This window comes from Acetilactobacillus jinshanensis, assembly GCF_004359375.1.
In the GTDB taxonomy this organism is placed as follows: Bacteria; Bacillota; Bacilli; order Lactobacillales; family Lactobacillaceae; genus Acetilactobacillus; species Acetilactobacillus jinshanensis.
This window is the reverse complement of record NZ_CP034726.1, coordinates 701,740-725,183: the sequence shown is the minus strand read 5'-3', so window position 1 is coordinate 725,183 and position 23,444 is coordinate 701,740. Positions and strand designations below refer to the sequence as shown.

The following is a 23,444-nucleotide window of genomic DNA, read 5'->3' as shown; positions in this document are numbered from 1 at the left end:
TTTTTCATAAATTTTTTAATTCAAATTTAGGGGATCTTAACGTTGAAAAGTCGCTTTAGTTTAAGGAACATTATTTTAATGACCTTAATCTCGATTATTTGTGGGGTCATCTTTTATTCGGTTAGTTTCTTAGAAGACGGAATTAGAATGCTATTGATGCCGTTTGGACTATCAGTGATGGCCGCAGATATTTCGCAAGGGCCATGGTTGATAACGGCCCCGATCGTCGGGATGTTATTCAGATTTCCAGGTTCATCATTCTTTGGCCAGTTCGTATCATCAATCGTCGAGATGTTAATGGGTGACCAAGGCGGCTGGACCGATGCTCTAAGTGGTGTCTTCGACGGTGTGGGTTACGAAGCCGGTTTCTTCTTCACCCGATACAGACACTATGGACATTTAACGTTAGCGTTATCCAGTTTTTGCGCCGACATTACGACGTTTATTTATAGCTGGTTCATGAATGGTTACAATAAATTACCACTGGATCTGTTATCAGTTTGCTTTGTCGTTCGCTTTATTTCGATCTTCATCTTCAGTGAATTGGCTTACTTCATCGTTAAGATGATTTTAAGAGCTATTCCAAAGCGTTTATTAGAGTAAAAGCGTGCCCGTATTTATATATCTGAAACATTATTTTTAGGGTAGATTAAAAATATAATTTGGGTTACTATAAATACGGGTGATCTAAATGGCAGACTATAAAAAGACTTCAGAACAAGAAGTTGCTGAATTGAAGCATTTGATGGGTGATTTACATAATATTACCAACGTTGACGATAATATTCGAGCTTTAGAAGTTGATGACCTGATCCAGGATGCTTTACAGCATACTCATAAGTTAGTAACGGTTGACGGCAAAGTTTTAAATAATTACTTCTTTGAACATGGTGTTGATCATTATGATTTATATGACGTTAACCACCATGAATTAACGAAGGATCGAATTAAGGCCATGTTGACTGACACCATTGATGCCATTGAGGATAAAGTTCCTGCTAAATAAGCTATAAGCTCTTATCAAAATATTCATTTCTTTGAAGAAACCTCAAACTAATTTGGGGTTTCTTTTTCTCTATCCAATCATGATATAATTAACTTAGATCTTAAAACGATGAGAAGCAGCACATGCAAAAAGTGCGGCTCTTTTTATTCTGAAGTTAGGTGGATTATGTTATGGGAATCGCGATTGCATTATTGACGGCCGTGTTTTGGGGCTGTACCCCATTGTGGGCTAAGCTCTTCGGTGGTAAACCGATTGAACAATTGTTAGGAACGACTTACGGGGCCTTTATTTTTGGCATCTTAGTATTAATTTTTAAGCACCCTGAGATGAATAACTCCATTTTCTGGTGGTGTTTCTTAGCCGGAGCTTGTTGGTCGGTTGGACAACTAGCGACCTACAAGGGCTTATATGACCTTGGGATTTCGATCACCACCCCGATTAGTGCCGGGGTTCAACTCGTTGGCGTGAATTTAATCGGGGTCATGTTTTTTGGTAGTTGGGCCAGTACCGAAGCTCGAATTACCGGCTTTTTCGCCATTCTTTTGATTTTTTTAGGGGTCTTCTTAACGACCCGTGGCGATGAAAAGACCCGTAATCAACAAGGTAAAATGCAGGTCACCAAGGCTGTGATCAAGCTCCTGTTAGGTGCCGGAATTGGCTATACTGCCTGTTCAACGTTGCCGAAAATTCCTGAAGCTAGTGGCTGGTCGACGTTTCCACCGCAGGCAATCGGAATGCTAGTGAGTGCAGTTGCCTTTTCATTAATGATCCGAAAGTATCACGCTGGTAAATTACTCTTTTCTAAAGGCACGTTAAAGAACATGATTACCGGAGTTAATTCCGGTTTAGGCTCGTTGTCATATCTAATTACGATCATGCTGTGCGGGATTTCGACCGGCTTTACATTGTCCCAAATGAGTACCGTGGTTTCCACATTCGGTGGCCTGATCTTCTTTAAGGAACATCGTCATGGTAAGACGTTGGCCTATACCTTATCCGGATTATTCTTAGTTGTGATTGGCGGTGTCATCACTGGATTTATTTAATTTTGGCTGATTTTTAGTTTGCCTTAACATAAACGTATAGATCGAATTCTAATGGGTGATAGATTGAATCAAAATTATTTAACGATTAAAGAACATCAGCAAGCAATTCCGTTCGAGATCGTTCGGAAACGGTCCCGTTTTATCGGCCGTGCTAAACGGGTTGGTAACGAAAAAGAAGCTTTACAGTTTATCAATGCGGTCAAGGGCGCCAATAAAAAAGCGAGCGCGAATGCTTATGCGTACGTGATTGGTCGGGATGACCACATTCAACGAAAGAACGATGATGGTGAACCGAATAATACTTCTGGATTGTCAGTCTTAAATGACATTAAACATAAAAATTTGCATAACGTCGTGGTGGTCGTAACCCGATACTTTGGTGGCACCGAATTGGGTGCCAGTCATTTAGCCCGGACCTATGGTGAAACGGCATCTGGTGCGATTGAAAAGGCTGACATCGTTAAACAGGTTATGCAGACCCAGGTCGAACTGCGGTTGAATTACAATCTATTCGGTAAATTACAGTATTATTTACACCAAAATCATTACCACATTGTGAACGTTAAATATACAGATCAAGTGGTGGTGACGGTATCAATTGATACGCCAAAAGTTAAAGCGTTCATTAAGGAAATTACTAACTTGTTATCAGATCGATTTAAGTATCAGATTGGTAAAGAAAAGTACACTGAAATCGACGTAAAATAGAAAATTATTAGATGATATAAAGGCTGCTACATTAAGTAGTAGCCTTATTTTCTTCGTATATTACGATGATTTAATATAGCGTCACAATCTTGTAACATTCCTATAACATATGGTTAATATCTGACCTTTACTATAATAATTGTCAGGTTGATCGAGAGGTCAACATTTCTAGTAACCGAATTTTTCAGAAAGGATTATGATTAATTTTATGGAATCTCTTGTTAAGGATTTAAGTAGTAAAAAGAGCAAAACCCTCATATTTTACGTTGTTTATATTGTCTTAATTTCTGTTTTATTATTCATCGGTTTATCTGGTAATATTCATGCCGACACCGCTAATAGCCAACAAAACAGTAGTCAGCAATACCAGAATCAGAACAACACTACTTTGGTTCAACAGACTAAACAACAGGTTAATCATAATCAGCAGTCCAACAATGACTGGTTCCGTGATGGCTTGAACAACAATGATTACAGTGCTCGTAGCTGGGTATCCTGGCACGAAAGTGGTCATCGTTGGAACATTTTAAGTTATGGTCATCGTTGTATCGGTTATTTCCAGTTAGATCCTAACTACTTAGGTTATAAGCACGGTCACGTTAACTTAGATCATAAACATCAGGTTAAAGTTGCTGATGCCTATGCCAAGTCCCGTTATGGTTCTTGGGTCAACGCCAAAAAGTTCTGGCAGGCTCATCGTTGGTACTAATCGCCAATCAAATTAGTTAATAAACATTTCCTTAAATTTCATAAATAGAAAAAGCAGTGATATTAATTTATCACTGCTTTTTTGTCGCTTTGCTAATGTCTAAAAGTCAAGGGCCATAAATGACCTTCTGTGAATGTGGGTATGTATTGATTAATGCAATTTTGGTCCCAAATTAAATGGCTAAGGCAATTATTAAAATTGTGGCTGAAATCATGAGTAATGTGATGACAGCAATAATTTGAGATTGTAGGAATTCTTTATTGAGATGTGCTAAGGATACGTGTTGCATTAATATGGCCCTCTTTTTAAATAATTAACATTACATTTACTAATGTATCATATTACGGTTAAATTGCAATACATTAGAAACAATTAATAAATATTTTAAAATAATGTTGACATATGATGAATAACGTATATAATCATAATTGTAAAGTTAATTAAGTGAATTGAAGAGCTCCACTTAATAAAAAGGATTCACAGGATCCAAACTATAGATTAGAAAGAGATGGTTCGATATGGAAAATGCGATTAGTGGTCGCCATACTGGCGTTCCGGTTCAGATTAAAAATTTAGAGGTTAATCATATGTATCGCATGTTTTGTATTTTAAAGCCATCTCGAAATAACGGGGTGGCTGATCGATAATCAGTTAGGAGATCATATTATGTTAATGAACGCGTTAAGTGCATCTAGTGATGAAGCTGCTAGTAATAAACTTGCTAAAAACACAGATGATTTATTTAAGTTAGTACTTGCTGAAAGTCAGTCAACAATGACTAACATCGTTCCCGCCGTTAGTGATAAGAACTTAATGAAAGCCGAATTAAAGAGTGATCTTAAACACCTGTTCTCTGGCGGTATGGATTAGCCATTAATACTCGCCTCCTATTATTTTATCTAATATGAATTTTAGTCATAATACTCGATGTTTTAATATCGAGATGAATGACGTATAAAATTCATAATGTTATAATATTTGTGATTAATGCGATAACCAAGCATCAATCATATAAATGTGGACGTTAGAATTATATTCTACGTCTAGGCTCGGAATGAGCCGTGGTAAACAACTTAGCATGTACATCGCTCATATATTGGTACGAGTGACGAGCCAAGCGTTCCCAGAAACTCGGGACTTTAGTCCTGATGTAGTTCATTTAACCTCGTAAATTTACTAATGAAACTCTAATATCTATTGCTTGCTAATAATTGATAGCCATATATGTTCGTTCCTCAAAAATTACGATATTTAAAAAAGGTCGCTGAATAAAAAATTCAGCGATCTTTTTAGTTTGACATTTTATCTGAGCATGTTATTATAATAATCACAAGTTAAGTATAAAGTAACAAGTAAAGGAGCGAATTATTATGAAATACGCAATTAGTGCTGCAACTGGTCATTTAGGTCGTTTAGCCGTTCAAGATTTAGAAAAGTTAGTCGGTAAGGATAACGTGGTCGCCTTAGCACGAAACGTTGAGAAGGGTAAAAAGGTTTTACCTGCCGGAACTACCGTTCGACCAGGTGACTATGATGACAAAGCACAGTTAACTAAGTCATTACAGAGCGTTGATAAATTATTAATGATTTCATCAATGCCTGGTGGCAAGGTTTCCCGTGTTCAGCAGCACCAGAACATGATCGATGCTGCTAAGGCCGCTGGCGTTAAATACATCGCCTACACCAGTTTCCCGCATGCTGATCAGACTAAGTCAGCATTCGCTGCTGATCACCGTCAGACCGAAAAGAACCTTAAGAACAGCGGTTTAAAGTACTCCTTTATTCGTGATAACTGGTACTTACGTGATGACGCCATGTTAATTAAGGCTGCCGCTCAGGGCCAGCCACTTATGTATTCTGCTGGTGACGGTAAAGTTGGCTGGGCTCCGGAATTTGAATACGCTATGGGCGCTGCAAAGGTCTTAGCTAGTGATAACCCGAAGCCTGTTTATGAATTTGCTGGTAAGAGTCGTAGTTACGCTGACTTAGCAAAAGTCGTCGCTAAAGTTATTGGTAAACCAGTTAAAGCCATGCCGGTTAGTGATGACCAATTCAAGCAGGTTCTTAAAAAGGCTGGTATGAACGACATGATTGCTGGCTTCGTCGTTTCAACTCAGCAATTAATCCGGGCTGGTGAATTAACCGAAAACTCCGATGACTTAGAAAAGGTCTTGGGTCACCCGTTAATGCCATTGACCGAAGCTATCAAAAAGATGTTAAAATAAATCCTGATTAGGGGATGATTGGGTGAAGTATTCCCATAAGCTAAGTGACGCGGTACACGTTCTAACGTACATCTACGTCTGCCGTGATTATGATCTATCGAGCAAGACGATTGCCGCCAGTGTAGAATCGAACCCCAGTTTAATTCGACGGTTACTATCGAAATTAACAAAAGCTGGATTAGTTGCTAGTAAACCGGGAATTGCCAGTCGAAAGTTGACTCGATCACCAAAACAGATTTCGTTGTTAGATGTTTACAACGCTTTGGGTGGCGGTCAGTTACTTCACATCGATAAGAAGACTAATCCCCGCTGCATCGTCGGTGGCAACATTCAAACCGTTTTAAATCGTGTTTATGATAAGGTCCAGAACGCTGCTGAACACGAGATGGATCAGATTACGTTAGCTGACATTATTGATCAGGTTTTAAAAGAACACCGACTTAAACATCGTAAATAAATTAAAAACATGTAGTGACTCCATTTTGTTGGACAACAAAATTTGTTCAATAAGGTGGGGTCATTTTTTATTCACAAGTTCATTTAGGGTAAAAGAAAAGTGCTGCTGAATGTGAAGTGAATCCCATTCAGTGCAGCAACTCTGACTCGATGATTATTATTTAATCGCTGCTTTTTGGAAGAAGTTAACCTCTGCATCAGTATTGTCCAACATCTTCTGATACTGAGGATCATTCCGAAGCTGGATGTCTTTGTTAATGCTGTTAGTGTGACGATCTTTGATGATTTTAATTAACCTGATAGTCATAAGATCATTTCCTTCCACCAGATTATATTAGCCGATCTATTATTGGGGTCAATCCCATGTTGTAGGGCACTATGGAGCATATCGGCTATCATTTATTAGATAATAATGAGCAAAGTTAGCCAATATGGATTATAAATATTGCAGGTTACTTAGAAGCACTGTTCAAAGGTGAACTTAAGCTCATTGAAAACGTTTTCTTAGTTGGACAAAAGATCCAGCGATGGCTTGGGGTGCCCCACAAATCAATTAATTCTTTAAGTTTGTTATTGATTCTGATTCCTGGCATCATCAGCGTGGCGTTGCTGAATAAACGTTGTAAAGTAATCATTTAATGATTTTGGATCTAGTTTTCCACTAGCGTTCTTTTTAACGACACCTAGATCAACCGCAATCTTTAACTGTTGATTACTTGGCACATTGCCAATCGCAATGGCTTTCGCGAATTTCTGGACTATAACATGCGGAAGTTTAATTTGATTGGCGTGTTTTTGTTGCTTAAATCGTTTTTTATTGATGCGCATATGATCACGTGCTTTCCATTGGATAACACTCATAATAGACACGATCGATATAACTAATCAAGAGCTTTTCTTCATCGATTATCTTTAAAGTAAAACATGGGATGGTTCAACAATCCTACCCAGCCATTCCGCTGCAGTACATTTCTCAACAACAACTACTTTCCCCTGTTTTTGAAGCTCTAGCCAATCGCTAGGGTTTCTTTTATGTGGTCGAATAATCAACATGGTGAACCTACGGATTGAATAGGTGGTGAATGACACGTCCTGGTACCTTAAAGACGTGGATAATTTAAGGAGCTGATAATATGAGTCAAGATGTATCATTCACAAGTCCATCCATGTATGTTGAAGGTAACGGTTTAATTCTTAGATGTAAAGATTACATCAAGAAATTAGGTAGCCGTGCGATTATTTTAACTAGTAACCGACTTAACAAAATGATCGGGAGCCGCTTAAGTAACTACTTACAGAGTAACGGCGTTTCAAACAAGGTCGTTATCTTTGGTGGTCAATCATCAATGAAGGAAATCACCCGAATCGCTAAGCTTGCGACTGAATTTCAAGCCCAGGTCATCATCGGTTTAGGCGGTGGTCGAGTATTAGATTCGGCTAAGGCAACCGCTAACAAGATTCACATTCACGTTGCGATCTTCCCATCCTTAGCTTCAACCGATTCGCCTTGTACTCGTCTATCGGTTATCTATAATGATGATGGATCCTTCTCACATTATTGGTTCTATAACAGTAACCCAGATTTAGTATTAGTTGATACTAAATTATTGACCGATGCACCAAAACGGTTCTTGGTTTCAGGCATCGGGGATGCTTTAGCAACCAACGTTGAAGCCCAGGCCGTTGAACAGAGTCATGGTGATAACTTAATCGGTAAGAAACAGACGTTATTTGGTTTAGCCATCGCTCAGAAGTGTGAAGATACGTTATTCAAGTACGGCAAAGAAGCCGTTACCTGTGTCGGTGTCAACGCTGATACCACTGCCGTTAATAAGGTTATCGAAGCTAATATCCTGATGAGTGGTCTGGGTGCCGAATCCGGTGGCTTGGCTGCTGCACATGCTTTATATAACGGCACGACTGCTTACGGCAAGATCCCGCGCATGCACGGTGAAATCGTTGCCTTTGGCCTACTTACCCAGTTATTCTTAGAAGGTGCTGGTAAGTACCGACTCAATAAGTACTTAGACTTTGAATTATCAGTTGGCTTACCAACTAACTTCAAGGAATTAGGTGTTCCGACCATCAGTGACGAAGACTTAATGCAGATCGCCAAAGTCGCTGATTCACCTAAAGATACCATGACCGAAATGCCAATGAAGATCACCCCATACATGATCGTTCAGGCAATGCGTGGTGCTAATGCTTACAGTCGAATGTACGAAGCTGAACATCGTTGCTAATCTAAATTGAAATCTAATTCTCTGGTGAAGTCCGCTAAGTAAGATTTAGCGGGCTTTTTGGTTTACTTTAATTTTTCAAATAAAAAGGCCTTTGCGTTACCTAACGTAAAGACTTATCTGAAAATATTATGATCATTTTTAATAATGCGGACTCCAGCGAGTTTGTTTAACTAATTTGGGGACGTCGTCGACACTAATCTTGGACTTAGTTAAGCCTTGTTTAACAGCGGTCTTAGCTACGGCAATCGCAACGTTATTTGAGAATTGGTTCAATTTGGATACCGGTGGTAAAACGGCCGCACCAGGTTTAGTAGTGTCAACAATCCCACCTAATGAATGAGCTGCGGCTGAAATCATTTCATCACTTAAACGGGTGGCGTGAACCGCAAGGACACCTAAGCCGACACCTGGATAGACTAAGGCGTTGTTGGCTTGACCAATCTGATAAGTTACACCGTTATTAGCTTTGATGTCTGGATAGGGGACACCTGTAGCAATTAAGGCTTTACCATCTGTCCAATTCAATAGATCTTTCGGTTTAGCTTCGGCTAATTTGGTTGGGTTAGAAATCGGGCAAATAATCGGTCGTTTAGTGTGAGCGGCCATTTCTTGAACGACTTGTTTAGTAAACGTGCCAGGTGCCGTGGATGTACCGACTAAAATGGTGGGGTGAATAGCTTTAACGACACTGAGTAAGTCAGTTAACCGGTCGGGATGATCAAATTCTGATTTATCACGAGCGAAGACCTTTTGTTGAGGCGTTAACGTTGGGTCATCTTTGAATAACAGGCCTTGTTTATCAACTAAGTAGAAATGCTTCTTGGCTTCCTTAGGTGATAATCCCTGCTGGATAAATTCACGATAAACGTGGTTAGCAATTCCGGTTCCAGCGGTTCCGGCACCGAAGCATAGGTAACGCTGATCCGTTAACTTTTCGTGTGAAATATTTAAAGCGCCTAAAATTGAAGCCAGAATAATGATTCCGGTTCCCTGAATATCATCGTTAAAGACCGTGTATTGAGAACGGTATTTATTTAAGATGTTAGCTGCATTATCACGACCAAAATCTTCAAAGTGTAAGTACATGTCAGGGAAGGTACTTTCAGCAGTCTTCACGAATTTATCGACAAAGTCGTAGTACTTGTCACCAGTTACTCTGGCGTGACGGTTGCCTAAGTAATTTGGGCTCTTTAACAATTTCTGATTATCAGTACCAACGTCTAAAACAACGGGTAAAACTTCACGGGGATCAATGCCAGCTGCTGCAGTGTAGACCATTAGTTTACCGACACAAATGTCAACACCGTTGACACCCCAGTCACCAATCCCTAGGATTTCCTGAGCATCAGTAACCACAATTAAACGGATTTTACGACCGTCAGATGCATAGACGAGGGCGCGTTTAATAGCATTGGTTGAATTTTGATTATCAATTGAAATGTAGGCTGCACCCTGCGGTTGAGTAAAGATATCACTGTATTTTTCAATGTCTTCCGCAATTGTTGGATCATAAACGATCGGCATAAATTCAACAACGTGCTGGCTGAATAATTTGTAGAATAAAATTCGGTTGGTGTTAAAAATCGTCATCAAGAATTGACGTTTAGCCAAGTTAGTTGGCTTAGATTGATACTGCTGGTAGGCTTGATCGACCTGTTGCTGTAACGTCTGGACTTTGGGTGGCAACAGACCATCAAGACCTAATTGTTGACGTTCTTTGAGAGTAAAGGCGGTTCCTTTATTTTTGAATGGATTATTTAAAATTCGGTTCATATTAATCATTCCCTTTGGGATTAGGATAGCATAATTTGTTGGATCCTAATAATCTCTGATATACTGCCTAGTGTGAGAAATTTACTAGGTCAAGAGTAGTATTGAAACTGCTTTTTATACATATTTAATGATGAAAGAATTATTTAACACTAGGAGTTTATCTTATGGATTATCAGTCACTAAAATTAGACAACAAATATGGAATCCCAACATACGATGCTTTTATGCCATTAGCACTAGAAGCATTATATAAAGAAGCTTGTAATTGCCGATCTGAAGATGTTCAAGAATCGATTGCCAAGAATTATCTTAAATTGCCAATAGCTCTTCATGAGAAGCACATTAAGAACGGTGACACAGTAATTCACGATCGAATTTATTTTGCATGTATGTATTTACATCGATTACACCTTGTATCTAAACCATATCCAGCAACATATTGTATTAATAAATCAGGAATAGCTTTTTTGAAAGAACATTCTGGGTATAAGTTGCAACATGATTATTTACAAAAAATGATTAAGAATTTATTTAAATCACTCTATAAATCGAAGCGTAAACTTAACGTTAAAAAGTCAGTTAGTTTTCCTAATAGTATTGGAGATCAGATTAATAAATATAATGAAGGCTTAAGATCCCGATTATTAGAAATAATTGTAAAGAAAGAAGATCCATTCTTTTTTGAACAATTAGTTGTCGACTTATTAGCTAAGATGGGTTATAAAGGTCGTCACGGCAGTGCAATTCGGACTCAAGATACCCAAGACGGTGGAATCGACGGTATTATTAATCAAGATCCATTAGGGACCAGTACCGTATACATTCAAGCTAAACGATATAATAAGAAACACATTGTTGGTTCGCCAGCAATTCAAGGTTTCTTTGGTGCAATTAGAACTCGAAACGCGTCTCGTGGTGTGTTTATAACAACTTCTGACTTCTCTAAACGAGCTAAAGAATTAGCAAAACGCTTTTCAATTGTAGCGATTAATGGAGAACAGTTATCTAACCTGTTGCTGGAATATCAAGTTGGTGTGCAAGTGGAACATGATTATCAAATTTTGAAGATTGATAAGGATTTCTTCGATTAAACTTAAATGATATTAAATCTTAATCAGTTAATGAAAATGAAATACCTCATAATTACTAGATTATTTATCTAATAATTATGAGGTATGGCTTAATTTAAACTACATTTAAATTGATAATTAATAAGCACGAACAGTCATATTACGACGAATACCGTAGGTACGATAATATCTACGACTTACGTTACCATACCATGGATTATCAGCTTCACCGGATGATGCTTTAATTGTCACATGAATATGGGCATAACGACCATAATGAATAACCGTGAAGTAAATTTCTGCGTTACCGCCAAACGATGCCTTTAAATAGGTACGATCACCATGACGATCGTTATTATGTAAATTAAAGTAATCGTGGAGACTATCTTTGCCATTATAAGTTTTACGAACATCCCGTTTAGCCCAGTAATATGATAAAGCACGACTACGAGCATTAACTGTGACGGCAGGACTATTGCTAATAGACGATGTTGCTACAGGTGCCAATAATCCTAAAGCAATTACACCTGTAAGGATTTGTTTAGTTAATTTATGCATTATGTTAAACCTCTTTTGAATATTTCCGAATTAAGTATACCAAGAGTGTAATAAAATTATCAATAGCAAGTAAAATCATTCACAAAAAGAAAAATTTCTGGTATATTTTGAGATGCAGAAATAATTTAGGGAAGAGCTAATTATATGAATAAATTGTTTAAAAAATTCCTGGTTATTGGCATTAGTTTATTAATGTTAATCGGGGTTGGTGTTGGAGTTGGATCAAATAATGCTAACGCAGCAGGACGTCGAGTAAGACGGTCGATTACAGTTTATCGTTATCATCCTAATTGGGCATTTTATCATCGTGTTTCATTACATTCACGATTACGTTTACATCGTGGTGAATATATTAACGTAAAACGCTTCTATCATCAAGATCGTGATGGCTATGTATTACATGTTTATGGTCATCGTGGCCAATGGTATGCAAGGACTAATAGTCATTATTGGTTTTATGGAAGTACTCGGAGATTAGGTAGTGTATTCAGTTAAAATAATTTATTTTACTAAATTTATTTAAATAATTGGCGGAAGTTTTAAAACTTCCGCTTTTTGTATTGCGTTATTATTTGCGGATATGATAAGCTTTTAATGTTTGTTTGAATCTTCACACGCCCTACCACAAATGGGAGTATAAGTAGAAAGTAGGTGAATCCATGTTTGGAAAACATAAAGCAAATGAAAAGAAATTATTGTATAAAATTAGCAAACATCGGAGTATAAGCTTAACAGCATTTTCAAAAAATAATTTATTATTTATATCATCAAATAATATATTTAACAGTGAAATTTTCAATGTATTCAACGCTTAAGTACCTACTTTTGGTTTTTATAGTATAACAAGAATTATTCGTTGATTAACTCAATTAAATGAATTATTAAGGTGAGAGATATATTGAATATAAATAACAAAAATTATAATAATAAAATACGACCTAATTCAAAATTCATGGAACGATTAAAGAAAAAATTACCAGAGTTCTTTGATAAAAATGATAATTTTAAATTAGATAAATTTAAGTCATCGTTAGAAAACAATAATATTAAAGAATTACAAGACGGTTATCAATTGAATTTCATTGGTAAAAATTATGCCCGACAACAAACTGGAGAATTGCCACATACTGTTATTGCCCCAGATAAAGTCCATAATAAAAGTGAATTTAATAAACACTCTAAAAATTTATATTTATCTGGGGATAATCTAGAGGGTCTTAGACATCTCCAAGCTAGTTATTATCATAAAATTGACGCTATCTGTATTGATCCGCCATTTAATACCGGATCTGATGATTTTATTTATCCCGATAATTTTGAATTGTCAGATAACATATTAAAAGAACAATTTAATTTAACAGATAAGCAATTAAAACAGTTGAAAAATATCAGAGGGACTTCAACACATAGTGCTTGGCTTACATTTATGTACCCTAGACTATATTTAGCTAAAAATTTGTTACGAAATCATGGATTAATATTTATTTTTATTGATGATAATGAGCAAGCGGATTTAAAGATATTAATGAATGATATTTTTGGTGAAAATGATTTTGTATCTCAAATAGCCGTAGAAACATCAAAAGCACAGGGATTAAAGGTTAGAGCTGCTGAAAAAGGTGAAATCGTAGGAAATAAACAATATGTTTTACTTTATGAATTTAATAATAATAATGATTATTCTTTAAGAAAGCCGTTATATGATTATAATCCACATTATGACGCACATTTCTCTAAGATATTAGTTAAAAATAAATTAGTAAGTTTATGTGATTATATTTATAAAAATACAAACCAATTGAAATTAATAGATAATATTTCTAATCAAATTCATAAAAAATTTGTAACTAAAAATTTATCTTATTTTTTAAAAATGATTCCTGAAATATCGAAATTTATTAATAGTAATGCTAATAGAATCTTTGAAGATGCCGCTGCTAATTTTAATATACCAAATAATGTTAAGCACAAAATCAATAGTGATTGTTTTCCAGTAAAATTTAAAAAATATTTATTAATCAGAACTGGTGGAAATAAAATAAGGCAACTACTTCCATTAAAAAATACATTTCATTTATCAAACGATTTAAGACCAAAATATGGTAGAAGCGTCATCCGAGGTGATCTTTGGAAAGGCTTTAGCGCAGATATGATGAATATTAATAAAGAGGGTAATGTTGCATACAAAAATGGTAAAAAGCCTGTCAGACTAATACAACAACTTTTGGAATGGTCTGGAATTAAGAATGGTATTATTATGGATTTCTTTGCTGGTTCTGCCACAACAGCAGATGCTGTAATGCGTAATAATATAATAAATAATTCAAACAATTCATATATTATGATGCAAATTAATAATCCCATTTATAGAATTAAATACAGTTCAAATGGTCATAAGAAAGTTGTTATTGCTAAAGGTGCCAAATCAGCATATAAACAAGGTTATAAAACATTAGACCAAATTGGATTAAAACGAATAAGTAATTCTGAGAAAGTCCTTAGAAAGAATCACCCCTTAAAAGCTAATAAATTAGATTTGGGCTTTAAGCATTTTTATATTACTAAATCTGATTTAAAATCATTAAATTCATTAAGTCTAAATGATTTATCGTTTGACGATAATACTGAGCAATTACACATGTTTGATCCATATAATGTTATAAATTCATTTTCTAGTAAAGAATTGTGTATACCTTGTAAATGTAATGGCTTTGATACGCTATTGTCTACATTCTTGATCGATGATGGATATAATATTAACGCAGATATACATTATGTAAATTTAAAAGGCTATAATCTTCCAATAATAAGTAATGAACAGGCTTATATTCTATCTAGTGACTGGCATAATGAACAAACGCGAAGCTTATTAAATTTAATTGGTAATAATAATATAAGTATTCAGACCGTTGTTATTTTTAAATATACTGTTAGCTTTGCAGATGTTAAAGAATTAGAAAATGGGCTTAATCAATTAGATGTTAGATTCATAGAAAGGTTTTAGAATATGAAATTAAAATTGGAGAACCTAAGATATGAAAAAGATGCTATTAATGCTATTGTAAAAAGCTTTAAGGGTATCGATAAAAATAGTAACTTTTCATATTCTAATCCCTTGATTAAGCATAGATATGATACTAATGCTAAACTAACACCTAATATTGACATAAAAATGACAACCGGTACAGGGAAAACATTTGTTTATACTCAAATGATGTACGAATTAAACTGGAAATATGGACTATTTAAATTTATTCTTTTAGTTCCATCACCAGCTATAAAAGAAGGTTCTAAAACCTTTATGACATCTCAGGAATCTAGACGCTATTTTAAGCAATATTATGGGCATGTAAATTTAGATGTTCATACTATTAATGCTGGTGATTTTAATAGTAAGTCTGGACGTAAATATTTTCCTTCAAAATTATCTACATTTATTAATACGACACATCAAAATAATCAAATTGAAGTATTAATTATAAATGCTGATATGTTACGAACTAAAAATATGCAGCGAGATGACTATGATCAAACATTATTAAATGGATTTACATGTCCAATGACAGGACTTAAAGCTATAAAGCCTGTAGTCATAATAGATGAACCACAACGTTTTCCGAGAAACAAAAAATATTATAAATACATGACACGTTTACATCCTCAAATGGTTGTGAGATTTGGTGCTACTTTTCCAAAATTAAATGGAAAAACTGATTTTTATAGAGGATATCCTCAGTATAATTTAAATATAGTTAAAAGTTTTAATAAAAATCTTATTAAAGCCATTGATGTATATTATCCAGATTTCCCTGAAAATAAAGCCATTAATAGATTAAAAGTGTCCTTTAAGAACAGAAATAAAACACTTTGTTTAACTAATGTACACAATCATAAATATACGGAAATTGATGAGGGTGAACCTCTAAAAGTAACTGGTGGTATTCCCATAAAATATGAAGGTGAAAAAAAGCTCTCAAATGGACTAATATTAGCAAAAGATCAAGAACTCGTACCAGGAACTTTTACTACAAATTATCAAAATAGACTAATTAAAGATGCTATTAATAAACATTTTAATATTGAACAAGAAAATTTTATTAGAGGAAATAATTTACAATTACCAAAAATAAAAACAATAACATTATTTTTTATAGATAGTATTGATAGTTACGGACGGAAGAAAAAAGCTGGTGAAGGTAGAGAATATGGTTGGCTAGCTAAAAGTTTTACAAAGTTATTGAATGCAAAATTAGAATCACTCATAGATAAATATCAATATAAAAGTCATTATCGTGAAAAGGAATATTTACAATATTTAATAGCTACTAAAAAGAGTTTGAATTCGCATGCACAAAAAGTTCATGCTGGATATTTTAGTGATGATCGTAGTGCTGGCAAGAATAATAAAGTAATTCAAGATGAAGTGGATGACATACTAAAAAATAAGAAGAAAATGTTAACGTTTAAAGATAATAATAATTGGAATTTAAGACGCTTTATTTTTTCAAAGTGGACACTTAGAGAAGGATGGGATAATCCAAATGTTTTCGTTATAGCAAAATTAAGGACATCTGGATCCGAAATATCCAAATTTCAAGAGGTTGGACGAGGTTTAAGGATTCCGGTAGATGAATTTGGTAATAGGGTAAATGACCAAGAATTTAGATTAGCATTTTTGGTTGGTTATGATGAAAAAGATTTTGCTAAAAAATTAACGAATGAAGCTAATGAGGATAATAGAGATTATTGGAACAGTAAAAAATTTACAAGTAGTATGAGTAATCTTATTACTAAAAATTATCCATCAGTAGGTAATAAAAATAATTTATTTGCGTCATTAATAAACAAGGGAATCATTAATTACAAAGGTTATTTTAAAGAACATGGTATAGAACGATTAACAGAAAAATATTCGATTTTAAATACTTATCGATTTAATCATGATAAAGTTGTGAATAGAAATAAACAACATGGGCCAAAGACTAAAGTTAAATTAGTGAAAAGAAATTGGAATAAAATAAAGCCACTATGGAATGTTTTATCAAATAATTATATGATTAAATACAAAAATATAAGAAATTTAGACAATATAATATTAGATACACTTAACAATAAAGGTGATTTATTTACAACAGAATCATATATCACTAATAAAAATTCTGTGGATGTAAAAAATAATAAAGTTGTAATGACGGATACGCAGGAAGAAGAAAAAAGTAACGTTATAGTACCTTATGGAAAGTTTATAGAACAAATATCTAAAAGCACTAAATTACCAATATTTTTATTGCATAGATGTATCTATAAGTATTTGATTAACAAATATAAGTCTAAACAAGATGTAGAAAGATACTTAAATATAAGTACTATAAATAATATTTGTAACGCTTTAAATAATGTATTAGGGTACAAATTAATAAATAATTACGATTATGAGAAACTTAATTTCTTAAATGCTACTAATTCTATTTATAATATAAATACAAATACATTTAGTGATTATGTTAATGCTTCATGGGTAGGGACTGAATCTGATAAAAATTATCATGAAGACTATAGATATCTTTATAAAACACCGCCCATTAGATATGATTCTATACATCCTGAAAAACAATTATTAAAAATAAATTATAAAGATCCTGTAGTTGTATTTGGAAAATTACCAAGGAATTCAATTCGAATTCCTAAATTTGATGGTGGTACCACTACTCCCGATTTTGTATATTTCATAAAGACAAAACATACAAAATGTTATTTATTAGTTGAAACTAAAGCTCCTAATATGCGAAAACGTGATAAGGATATCATTTTGATACAGAAAAAATTTCTTAATAAATTTAAAAGATATCATATATATTATAAAATGGCTACTAATAAAGAACAGGTTACTAATTTTTTGAATAAATTGTATGGTAAAAATAAAGAAAAAGGAGATTGAATATAATTTCAATCTTTTTTTATGCACAAATTAGTTTAAATTTATTTTCTTAATAGTTAATACTGAGGGTATATTCTGGTAAGGTAACTACTGTGATTCAAGTGGCTATTATTCGAATCCCAAAATAATTATGTATTTACTATGTTCATAATATTTGAAGTGTGGGATTTCACCATTAGTAGCATAATTATTTAAACTCGCTCCTTTATATTGGACAAAATAATTCAACATAAGGAATTCAATTCAGAGATGTATTTGTGTAAATATGTTGTATTTTATTCAGTACGTTAATGATTCAGTACCTTAATGATTTTTATTTAATTCCTAATTATTAATATTTTCATGATAAAATATTATTAGGATATTAATAAGTTTAATCGCGTAATTGAAAGGTCATATTAATCTTGAGTGAAGAAGATACGAAGACACATTACATTAATCCCAAATTAAGACAAAGTGGATGGTATGATGGTAAAAACGTTCGAATGGAATATAAAGATAAGCCGTTATACTACACCGATGGGAAAATTAACTCATTTAATGGGCAACGTGGCGAACGTAGGGGTAAGTTCTTAGATTACTTACTATACTGTCCTGATATTCATCATAAGATAGCTGTTATTGAAGCAAAACGTTATGATTTGCCCGAGGGTAAAGGGATGCAACAAGGTCTCACTTATGCTAGAGATCTAAAGATCCCGTTTGTTTTTACGTCTAATGGGCACGATTTTGTATTTAAAGATCGATTAATTGCTAGCGATGACGTTCATATTCCAATGGATAAATTCCCGACACCAAAAGAATTACTCACTAAATACGTTAAGGAAGCTCATCTAGGTAAAGATGGCTTAAATTTACTTAAGTCTCAGTATTATTATCGTCGTGGATCGATTTCACCACGTTATTATCAGGTCAATGCCATTAATCAAACATTAAAAGCCGTTGCTAAAGGTCAACATCACATTATGTTTGTTATGGCTACTGGGACTGGTAAAACGTATACGGCCTTTCAGATTGCTTGGCGTTTAATGCATGCAAAAGACTTGCATCATCCTATTAATAAAGTGCTTTACTTAGTAGATCGTAATATTTTAGCTGATCAGCCTATGAATGGTGATTTCCGTGCCATGAAAGATGTATCAGTTAAATTAAGTCGTAAGCAATGGAAAGATCCAGCTAGTCTACCAGCTTATAAGTTATACTTTGGCCTTTACCAGCAACTTTTTAGTCACGGAAAAGATCAGCATTTATATAAGAATTTTGATCAAAATTTCTTTGACTTAATAATTATTGATGAAGCGCATCGTGGATCTGCTAATTTAGACAGTAATTGGCATAGTATTTTAAATTATTTTGCGCCCAAAGGTTCTAACACGATTGTTGTTGGTATGACGGCTACGCCTAATGAAAGACATGGTGCTAACTTATCTTATTTTGGTAAGCCCGTTTATAACTACACTTTAAAGCAGGGTATCAACGATGGCTTTTTAGCACCATATAGTGTCATTCGAGTTGGGACTAATATTGATGAGCATGGCTTCACTCCATATAATGGTCAGAAGGATGTTAACGGCTATCCGATTAAGCTTCAACAGTACAATACTAAAGACTTTGATCGAACCATCATTATTCCACAACGTGATATGGCCGTGGCTAAATTCGTAACTGATTATCTGAAAAAGAATGGTCGAAACGAAAAGGTCATCATTTTCTGTATGGATATTAATCATGCCCGTCGAATGAGGTACGCTCTGATTCATTTTAATCAAGATTTGCAGCATAAATATAATGATGACTACGTTGCCCAAATCACTAGTGGAGTAGACGATGCGCAAGCTCAATTAAGTCGTTTTGAGGCACCTAATTCTCAATATCCAGTCTTAGTTACAACGTCTGACATGCTCCGAACTGGAGTCAATGCAAAAGACGTTAAGATTATCGTCCTCGATACTAATATTAATTCGATGACCGAATTTAAACAGATTATTGGTCGTGGAACTCGTTTAGATACTGAAAACGGTAAGAAGAGCTTCGTCATTATCGATTTCAGAAATGCTACTCGACTATTTTCGGATCCAAAATTTGATGGCACACCTGATGACATTGAAGATGTTACTTCAACCAGTCAATTGAAAGATCATCAGCAAAAGATGCAATCAAAACCAAAATCTACTGGTTCAGATTCAGTAACACATTATATTCCTGAAGTTAACGCTAAAGTGTATGTTAATGATGCGTATGTTTATCATTTTGATAAAAATGGACACCGAATTACTGATGATATCCGAATTTACGATAAGAATAATATTTTGAGTGAATTTCATAGTTTAAAGGACTTCTTAAAGAGTTGGAATAGTGCCGCTAGAAAATCATTATTCTTGAAGGAATTACGAAAGCATGGGATTTTAATTCCAGAATTGCGGAAACAAGATAAATCACTTGATAAGTATGATGATTTTGATGTTATTACCCATTTAGCTTTTGATACACCAGCTTTAAGTAAACATGATCGAGTTAATAATGTTAAAAAGCAGGGTGTTATTTATAAGTATCATGGACAAGCTCGTGAAGTACTGAAAGCCTTGCTAGAAAAGTTTCAAAAGCCTGGGATTGACGTTGGAAGTTTAGAAAACATCAAGACGTTACAGCTTCCTGAATTCACTCATCGTTTTGGCGACGTCGTTAACGTCGTTCTTCATGACTTCGGTAGTAAGAAGAACTATACCAAAGCTATCGATAGTATTATTAATTCGATGTATAACGATCACCCATCAGCAGCATAAAACAAGAGAGGTTAAACGATACTATGAATAACGACACCAATAATTTTGTCAGTAACGTCCGCAATGATATGCGTGGCGATGCGGGCATTGGTAATAATGAGCAACAGATTGAACAGATTACCTGGATTCTTTTTCTAAAAGTCTATTACTTCCGTGAACAGCACTGGGCTTTAGAAGAAGACGATTATCAATCCATTATTCCTGATAAATACCAGTGGAATAATTGGGCCGCTAATACTAAAAAGAACTGGAATAAAACGGGTGAAGAATTAATTAATTTCGTTGATGACCATTTAATTCCTGACTTAAAGAATATCCCAGTAAACTCACATACACCAGCTCGGCAAGCTATTGTTCCTGAAATCTTTTCAGGAATCAGTAACCATATGCAGAACGGTGTCCTTTTACGGAAAGTCATTAACGATGTTGATGCTCTAGATTTAACCAGCACAGAAGGTAACGATACCGTGGCTGATATCTATGAAATGATCTTACGTAGTATGCAATCTCAGTCCAATTCAGGTGAATACTACACACCACGTCCGTTAACCGATTTTATTACAAGTCATCTTCATATCCACTTAGGTGATAGAATCGGTGATTTCGCTGTCGGCACTGGTGGCTTCTTAACGTCTAGCCTTAAGATCTTAAAGAAGCAAGTTAAGACCGCGCATGATATCGATACCTACAATAATTCTGTCTTTGGTAAAGAATTACACTTCTTACCATTCTTATTATGTGTCACTAACTTATTCTTACATTCAGTTGATAATCCAGACGTTATTCATGGCGATAGCCTTAGTAAAAACGTTGATGAATACGAAGATAAGGATAAATTTAACGTTATCTGTATGAATCCGCCTTATGGCCAGAATAAATTAGAGACGATTTTAAACAATTTCCCTTATGATTTAAGATCTAATGAATTATCTGATTTATTCATTATCTTAGCCATGTACCGGATTAAGCCACAGGGACGAGTCGGTCTAATTTTGCCCGATAGCTTTATGTTTGGTACATCCCCGGTAAAACAGCACATTAAAGCGAAGTTATTTCATGATTTTAACGTTAAGTTAATCGTCCGTTTACCAAAGGGTGTCTTTCAGCCTTATACCTCAATCAACACTAATTTAGTCTTCTTTGATAATACGCATAGTACCCAGAAGACTTGGTTCTACCGGGTTGATTTGCCTAAAGGAATGAAGCAGTTCACTAAGACGCGACCGATTACTCACCATACATTTAAGAAAGTAAATGAATGGCTTGAAGCTCCTGAAGTTATTGATAATAATGGTAATAAAAAGGCTGAACAGATCTCGATTGACCAGATCAAGAAACGCAAGTATGACTTATCTTACGTTGGCTTTGGTCAGCATCATGCCGTAATTAAGGATCCGATGACCTTATTAAACGAATACTTAACGCAAAAACATCAGTATGATCAGAAAATCGCTAAGTTAACTAAAGAAGTCAAAGACATCTTTGGGAGTAATGATAAGAATGATTAATCTCAAAGAATTTAAGCAATCCGTATTACAGAAGGCAATGCAAGGTAAGCTAACGAAGCAGTTGCCGAGTGATGGGGATGCTAGAGATTTATTAGTGAAAATTGTGAATCATAAACGTGATTTAGTACAAGCTGGTAAATTAAAAGGATATTCCAAGCCATTACCACCTGTAACTGATAAAGAAATCCCGTTTAAAATTCCTAGTAATTGGGAATGGACAAAATTAGGTAATGTATGTAAGTTAATTAATGGTCGAGCCTATAAAAAACGTGAATTATTGACAGATTCATCATTAACACCTGTTTTAAGGGTTGGTAATTTATTTACCGATAAGCAGTGGTATTATTCTAATTTAAAATTACCTAGTAAAAATTATGCACATAAAGGTGACTTACTATATTCTTGGTCAGCTTCTTTTGGCCCAAGGATATGGGATGGATCTACAGTAATTTTTCATTATCATATATGGAAAGTTAATTTCTTTAAAGAATATCTTAATGAGAATTATTTATATTACGTATTTTTAAATGTAACTCACCTTGCAAAATTTGAATCACATGGAACTTCCATGCAACATATTACAATGCATAATATGAATAGGATACCAATCCCATTACCGCCATTATCTGAACAAAAACGTATTGTTGCCAAAATTCATAAATGCTTCTTACTCGCTGATACCATTCAAAAAGAACGAGAATTAAATCAAAAATTTGCTCATGATATGAAGCAATCCTTATTATTAGAAGCCATGAAGGGTAAATTAACTCAACAATTACCAAACGATGGTAATGCTGATGATTTGTTGCAATCAATTCAGCAAAAGAAGCAACAGTTAATTAAAGCCAGTAAAATTCGTAAGCATAAGAAATTACCACCAATTAGTAAGGATGAAATTCCATTTAAGATCCCGAAGAATTGGAAATGGGTTAGATTAGGTAATATATCATTAATAATTTCAGGTAGAGACATACCAAAGAGGAAACAAAGTAAAATAAACGATGATAATACAATTCCATATATAACTGGTGCAGGTAATTTTATATCATCAAAAATTGTTACTCATACCTATTTAAATAAGCATTTAGCTAGTGTGGTTAGTTTTAAAGATGATTTATTAATAACTGTAAAAGGAACCGTTGGGGAATTAGCTTTTAATCCATTTTGTCAAGCACATATTGCAAGACAAGTTATTGCTTTAAGATTTATAAGTAATATTGCGCCACAATTTATTTATGCATTATTATTACTAACCCGAACTAAGTTATCCAATAAATCAAAAAGTATTATACCTGGAATTAAGCGAGCAGATTTAGAAAATTTATTGGTTCCGGTACCACCGTTGTCCGAACAGAATCGGATCATAGTAAAATTAAATAATCTAATCTAATCAATACTATGAGTGTAATTTAGTGATTTGT

At 34.4% G+C, this 23,444-nt stretch carries 21 protein-coding genes; 17 read left to right on the top strand and 4 right to left on the bottom strand.

From position 1 onward, the window contains the following. Nucleotides 1–42: 42 nt before the first annotated feature. The 9 genes from ELX58_RS03375 to ELX58_RS03340 all read left to right on the top strand — a co-directional run bounded on the left by ELX58_RS03375 (nucleotide 43) and on the right by ELX58_RS03340 (nucleotide 6,151). Nucleotides 43–603, top strand: a complete 561-nt coding sequence (locus tag ELX58_RS03375) for an ECF transporter S component (RefSeq protein WP_133441756.1) — start codon at nucleotides 43–45, stop codon at nucleotides 601–603. Nucleotides 604–691: 88 nt separating this feature from the next. Continuing rightward, complete coding sequence (locus ELX58_RS03370) at nucleotides 692–1,006, top strand: hypothetical protein (protein ID WP_133441755.1); 315 nt, start codon at nucleotides 692–694, stop codon at nucleotides 1,004–1,006. Nucleotides 1,007–1,176: 170 nt separating this feature from the next. Beyond that, the gene (locus tag ELX58_RS03365) at nucleotides 1,177–2,052 is read left to right on the top strand and encodes a GRP family sugar transporter (protein WP_133441754.1); all 876 of its coding nucleotides are present in this window, start codon (nucleotides 1,177–1,179) and stop codon (nucleotides 2,050–2,052) included. Between the two features lie 63 nt (nucleotides 2,053–2,115). Next, nucleotides 2,116–2,760: an IMPACT family protein gene (locus ELX58_RS03360; protein ID WP_162614620.1), complete on the top strand. Its 645-nt coding sequence runs from the start codon at nucleotides 2,116–2,118 to the stop codon at nucleotides 2,758–2,760. 208 nt (nucleotides 2,761–2,968) lie between these two features. After that, nucleotides 2,969–3,469: an aggregation-promoting factor C-terminal-like domain-containing protein gene (locus tag ELX58_RS03355; RefSeq protein ID WP_133441752.1), complete on the top strand. Its 501-nt coding sequence runs from the start codon at nucleotides 2,969–2,971 to the stop codon at nucleotides 3,467–3,469. 518 nt (nucleotides 3,470–3,987) lie between these two features. Beyond that, a complete protein-coding gene (locus ELX58_RS08055) occupies nucleotides 3,988–4,116 on the top strand; it encodes a hypothetical protein (RefSeq protein WP_257791763.1) in 129 nt (42 codons plus the stop codon). A 19-nt stretch (nucleotides 4,117–4,135) separates the two neighbouring features. Beyond that, complete coding sequence (locus ELX58_RS03350; protein ID WP_133441751.1) at nucleotides 4,136–4,339, top strand: hypothetical protein; 204 nt, start codon at nucleotides 4,136–4,138, stop codon at nucleotides 4,337–4,339. 500 nt (nucleotides 4,340–4,839) lie between these two features. Next, nucleotides 4,840–5,694 carry an SDR family oxidoreductase gene (locus tag ELX58_RS03345; protein ID WP_133441750.1) on the top strand — a complete coding sequence of 285 codons (855 nt, stop codon included), beginning with the start codon at nucleotides 4,840–4,842 and terminating at the stop codon, nucleotides 5,692–5,694. Between the two features lie 22 nt (nucleotides 5,695–5,716). Next, nucleotides 5,717–6,151: an Rrf2 family transcriptional regulator gene (locus ELX58_RS03340; protein ID WP_133441749.1), complete on the top strand. Its 435-nt coding sequence runs from the start codon at nucleotides 5,717–5,719 to the stop codon at nucleotides 6,149–6,151. Between the two features lie 156 nt (nucleotides 6,152–6,307). Here ELX58_RS03340 and ELX58_RS07855 read toward each other — a convergent pair whose 3' ends face one another. Both ELX58_RS07855 and ELX58_RS03335 read right to left on the bottom strand, forming a co-directional pair. Then, nucleotides 6,308–6,457: a hypothetical protein gene (locus ELX58_RS07855; protein WP_162614619.1), complete on the bottom strand. Its 150-nt coding sequence runs from the start codon at nucleotides 6,455–6,457 to the stop codon at nucleotides 6,308–6,310. A gap of 263 nt (nucleotides 6,458–6,720) precedes the next feature. Further along, the gene (locus ELX58_RS03335; protein ID WP_133441748.1) at nucleotides 6,721–6,978 is read right to left on the bottom strand and encodes a hypothetical protein; all 258 of its coding nucleotides are present in this window, start codon (nucleotides 6,976–6,978) and stop codon (nucleotides 6,721–6,723) included. Between the two features lie 305 nt (nucleotides 6,979–7,283). Here ELX58_RS03335 and ELX58_RS03330 point away from each other — a divergent pair, with 305 nt between their 5' ends. Further along, the gene (locus tag ELX58_RS03330) at nucleotides 7,284–8,393 is read left to right on the top strand and encodes a glycerol dehydrogenase (protein ID WP_133441747.1); all 1,110 of its coding nucleotides are present in this window, start codon (nucleotides 7,284–7,286) and stop codon (nucleotides 8,391–8,393) included. A 138-nt stretch (nucleotides 8,394–8,531) separates the two neighbouring features. Here the strand turns inward: ELX58_RS03330 and ELX58_RS03325 are convergent, their stop codons facing one another. After that, nucleotides 8,532–10,175 carry a malolactic enzyme gene (locus ELX58_RS03325; protein WP_133441746.1) on the bottom strand — a complete coding sequence of 548 codons (1,644 nt, stop codon included), beginning with the start codon at nucleotides 10,173–10,175 and terminating at the stop codon, nucleotides 8,532–8,534. 155 nt (nucleotides 10,176–10,330) lie between these two features. Here ELX58_RS03325 and ELX58_RS03320 point away from each other — a divergent pair, with 155 nt between their 5' ends. Continuing rightward, complete coding sequence (locus tag ELX58_RS03320; RefSeq protein WP_236747702.1) at nucleotides 10,331–11,257, top strand: restriction endonuclease; 927 nt, start codon at nucleotides 10,331–10,333, stop codon at nucleotides 11,255–11,257. 117 nt (nucleotides 11,258–11,374) lie between these two features. Here ELX58_RS03320 and ELX58_RS03315 read toward each other — a convergent pair whose 3' ends face one another. Next, nucleotides 11,375–11,794 carry a hypothetical protein gene (locus ELX58_RS03315; RefSeq protein ID WP_133441745.1) on the bottom strand — a complete coding sequence of 140 codons (420 nt, stop codon included), beginning with the start codon at nucleotides 11,792–11,794 and terminating at the stop codon, nucleotides 11,375–11,377. A 144-nt stretch (nucleotides 11,795–11,938) separates the two neighbouring features. Here ELX58_RS03315 and ELX58_RS03310 point away from each other — a divergent pair, with 144 nt between their 5' ends. The 6 genes from ELX58_RS03310 (at nucleotide 11,939) to ELX58_RS03285 (ending at nucleotide 23,413) form a co-directional block, all read left to right on the top strand. Further along, entirely contained in the window at nucleotides 11,939–12,289 is a 351-nt protein-coding gene (locus tag ELX58_RS03310; RefSeq protein WP_133441744.1) for a hypothetical protein, read from the top strand. Between the two features lie 403 nt (nucleotides 12,290–12,692). Then, nucleotides 12,693–14,798 (top strand): site-specific DNA-methyltransferase, encoded by a 2,106-nt coding sequence (locus ELX58_RS03305; protein ID WP_133441743.1) that lies wholly within the window; start codon nucleotides 12,693–12,695, stop codon nucleotides 14,796–14,798. Nucleotides 14,799–14,801: 3 nt separating this feature from the next. Further along, entirely contained in the window at nucleotides 14,802–17,732 is a 2,931-nt protein-coding gene (locus tag ELX58_RS03300; RefSeq protein ID WP_133441742.1) for a type III restriction-modification system endonuclease, read from the top strand. 404 nt (nucleotides 17,733–18,136) lie between these two features. Beyond that, entirely contained in the window at nucleotides 18,137–20,515 is a 2,379-nt protein-coding gene (hsdR, locus tag ELX58_RS03295; RefSeq protein ID WP_133441741.1) for an EcoAI/FtnUII family type I restriction enzme subunit R, read from the top strand. A 23-nt stretch (nucleotides 20,516–20,538) separates the two neighbouring features. Beyond that, the gene (locus ELX58_RS03290) at nucleotides 20,539–22,023 is read left to right on the top strand and encodes a class I SAM-dependent DNA methyltransferase (RefSeq protein ID WP_133441740.1); all 1,485 of its coding nucleotides are present in this window, start codon (nucleotides 20,539–20,541) and stop codon (nucleotides 22,021–22,023) included. After that, a complete protein-coding gene (locus ELX58_RS03285) occupies nucleotides 22,016–23,413 on the top strand; it encodes a restriction endonuclease subunit S (protein WP_162614618.1) in 1,398 nt (465 codons plus the stop codon). The genes ELX58_RS03290 and ELX58_RS03285 overlap by 8 nt, the downstream gene beginning before the upstream one ends. Nucleotides 23,414–23,444 lie beyond the last annotated feature (31 nt).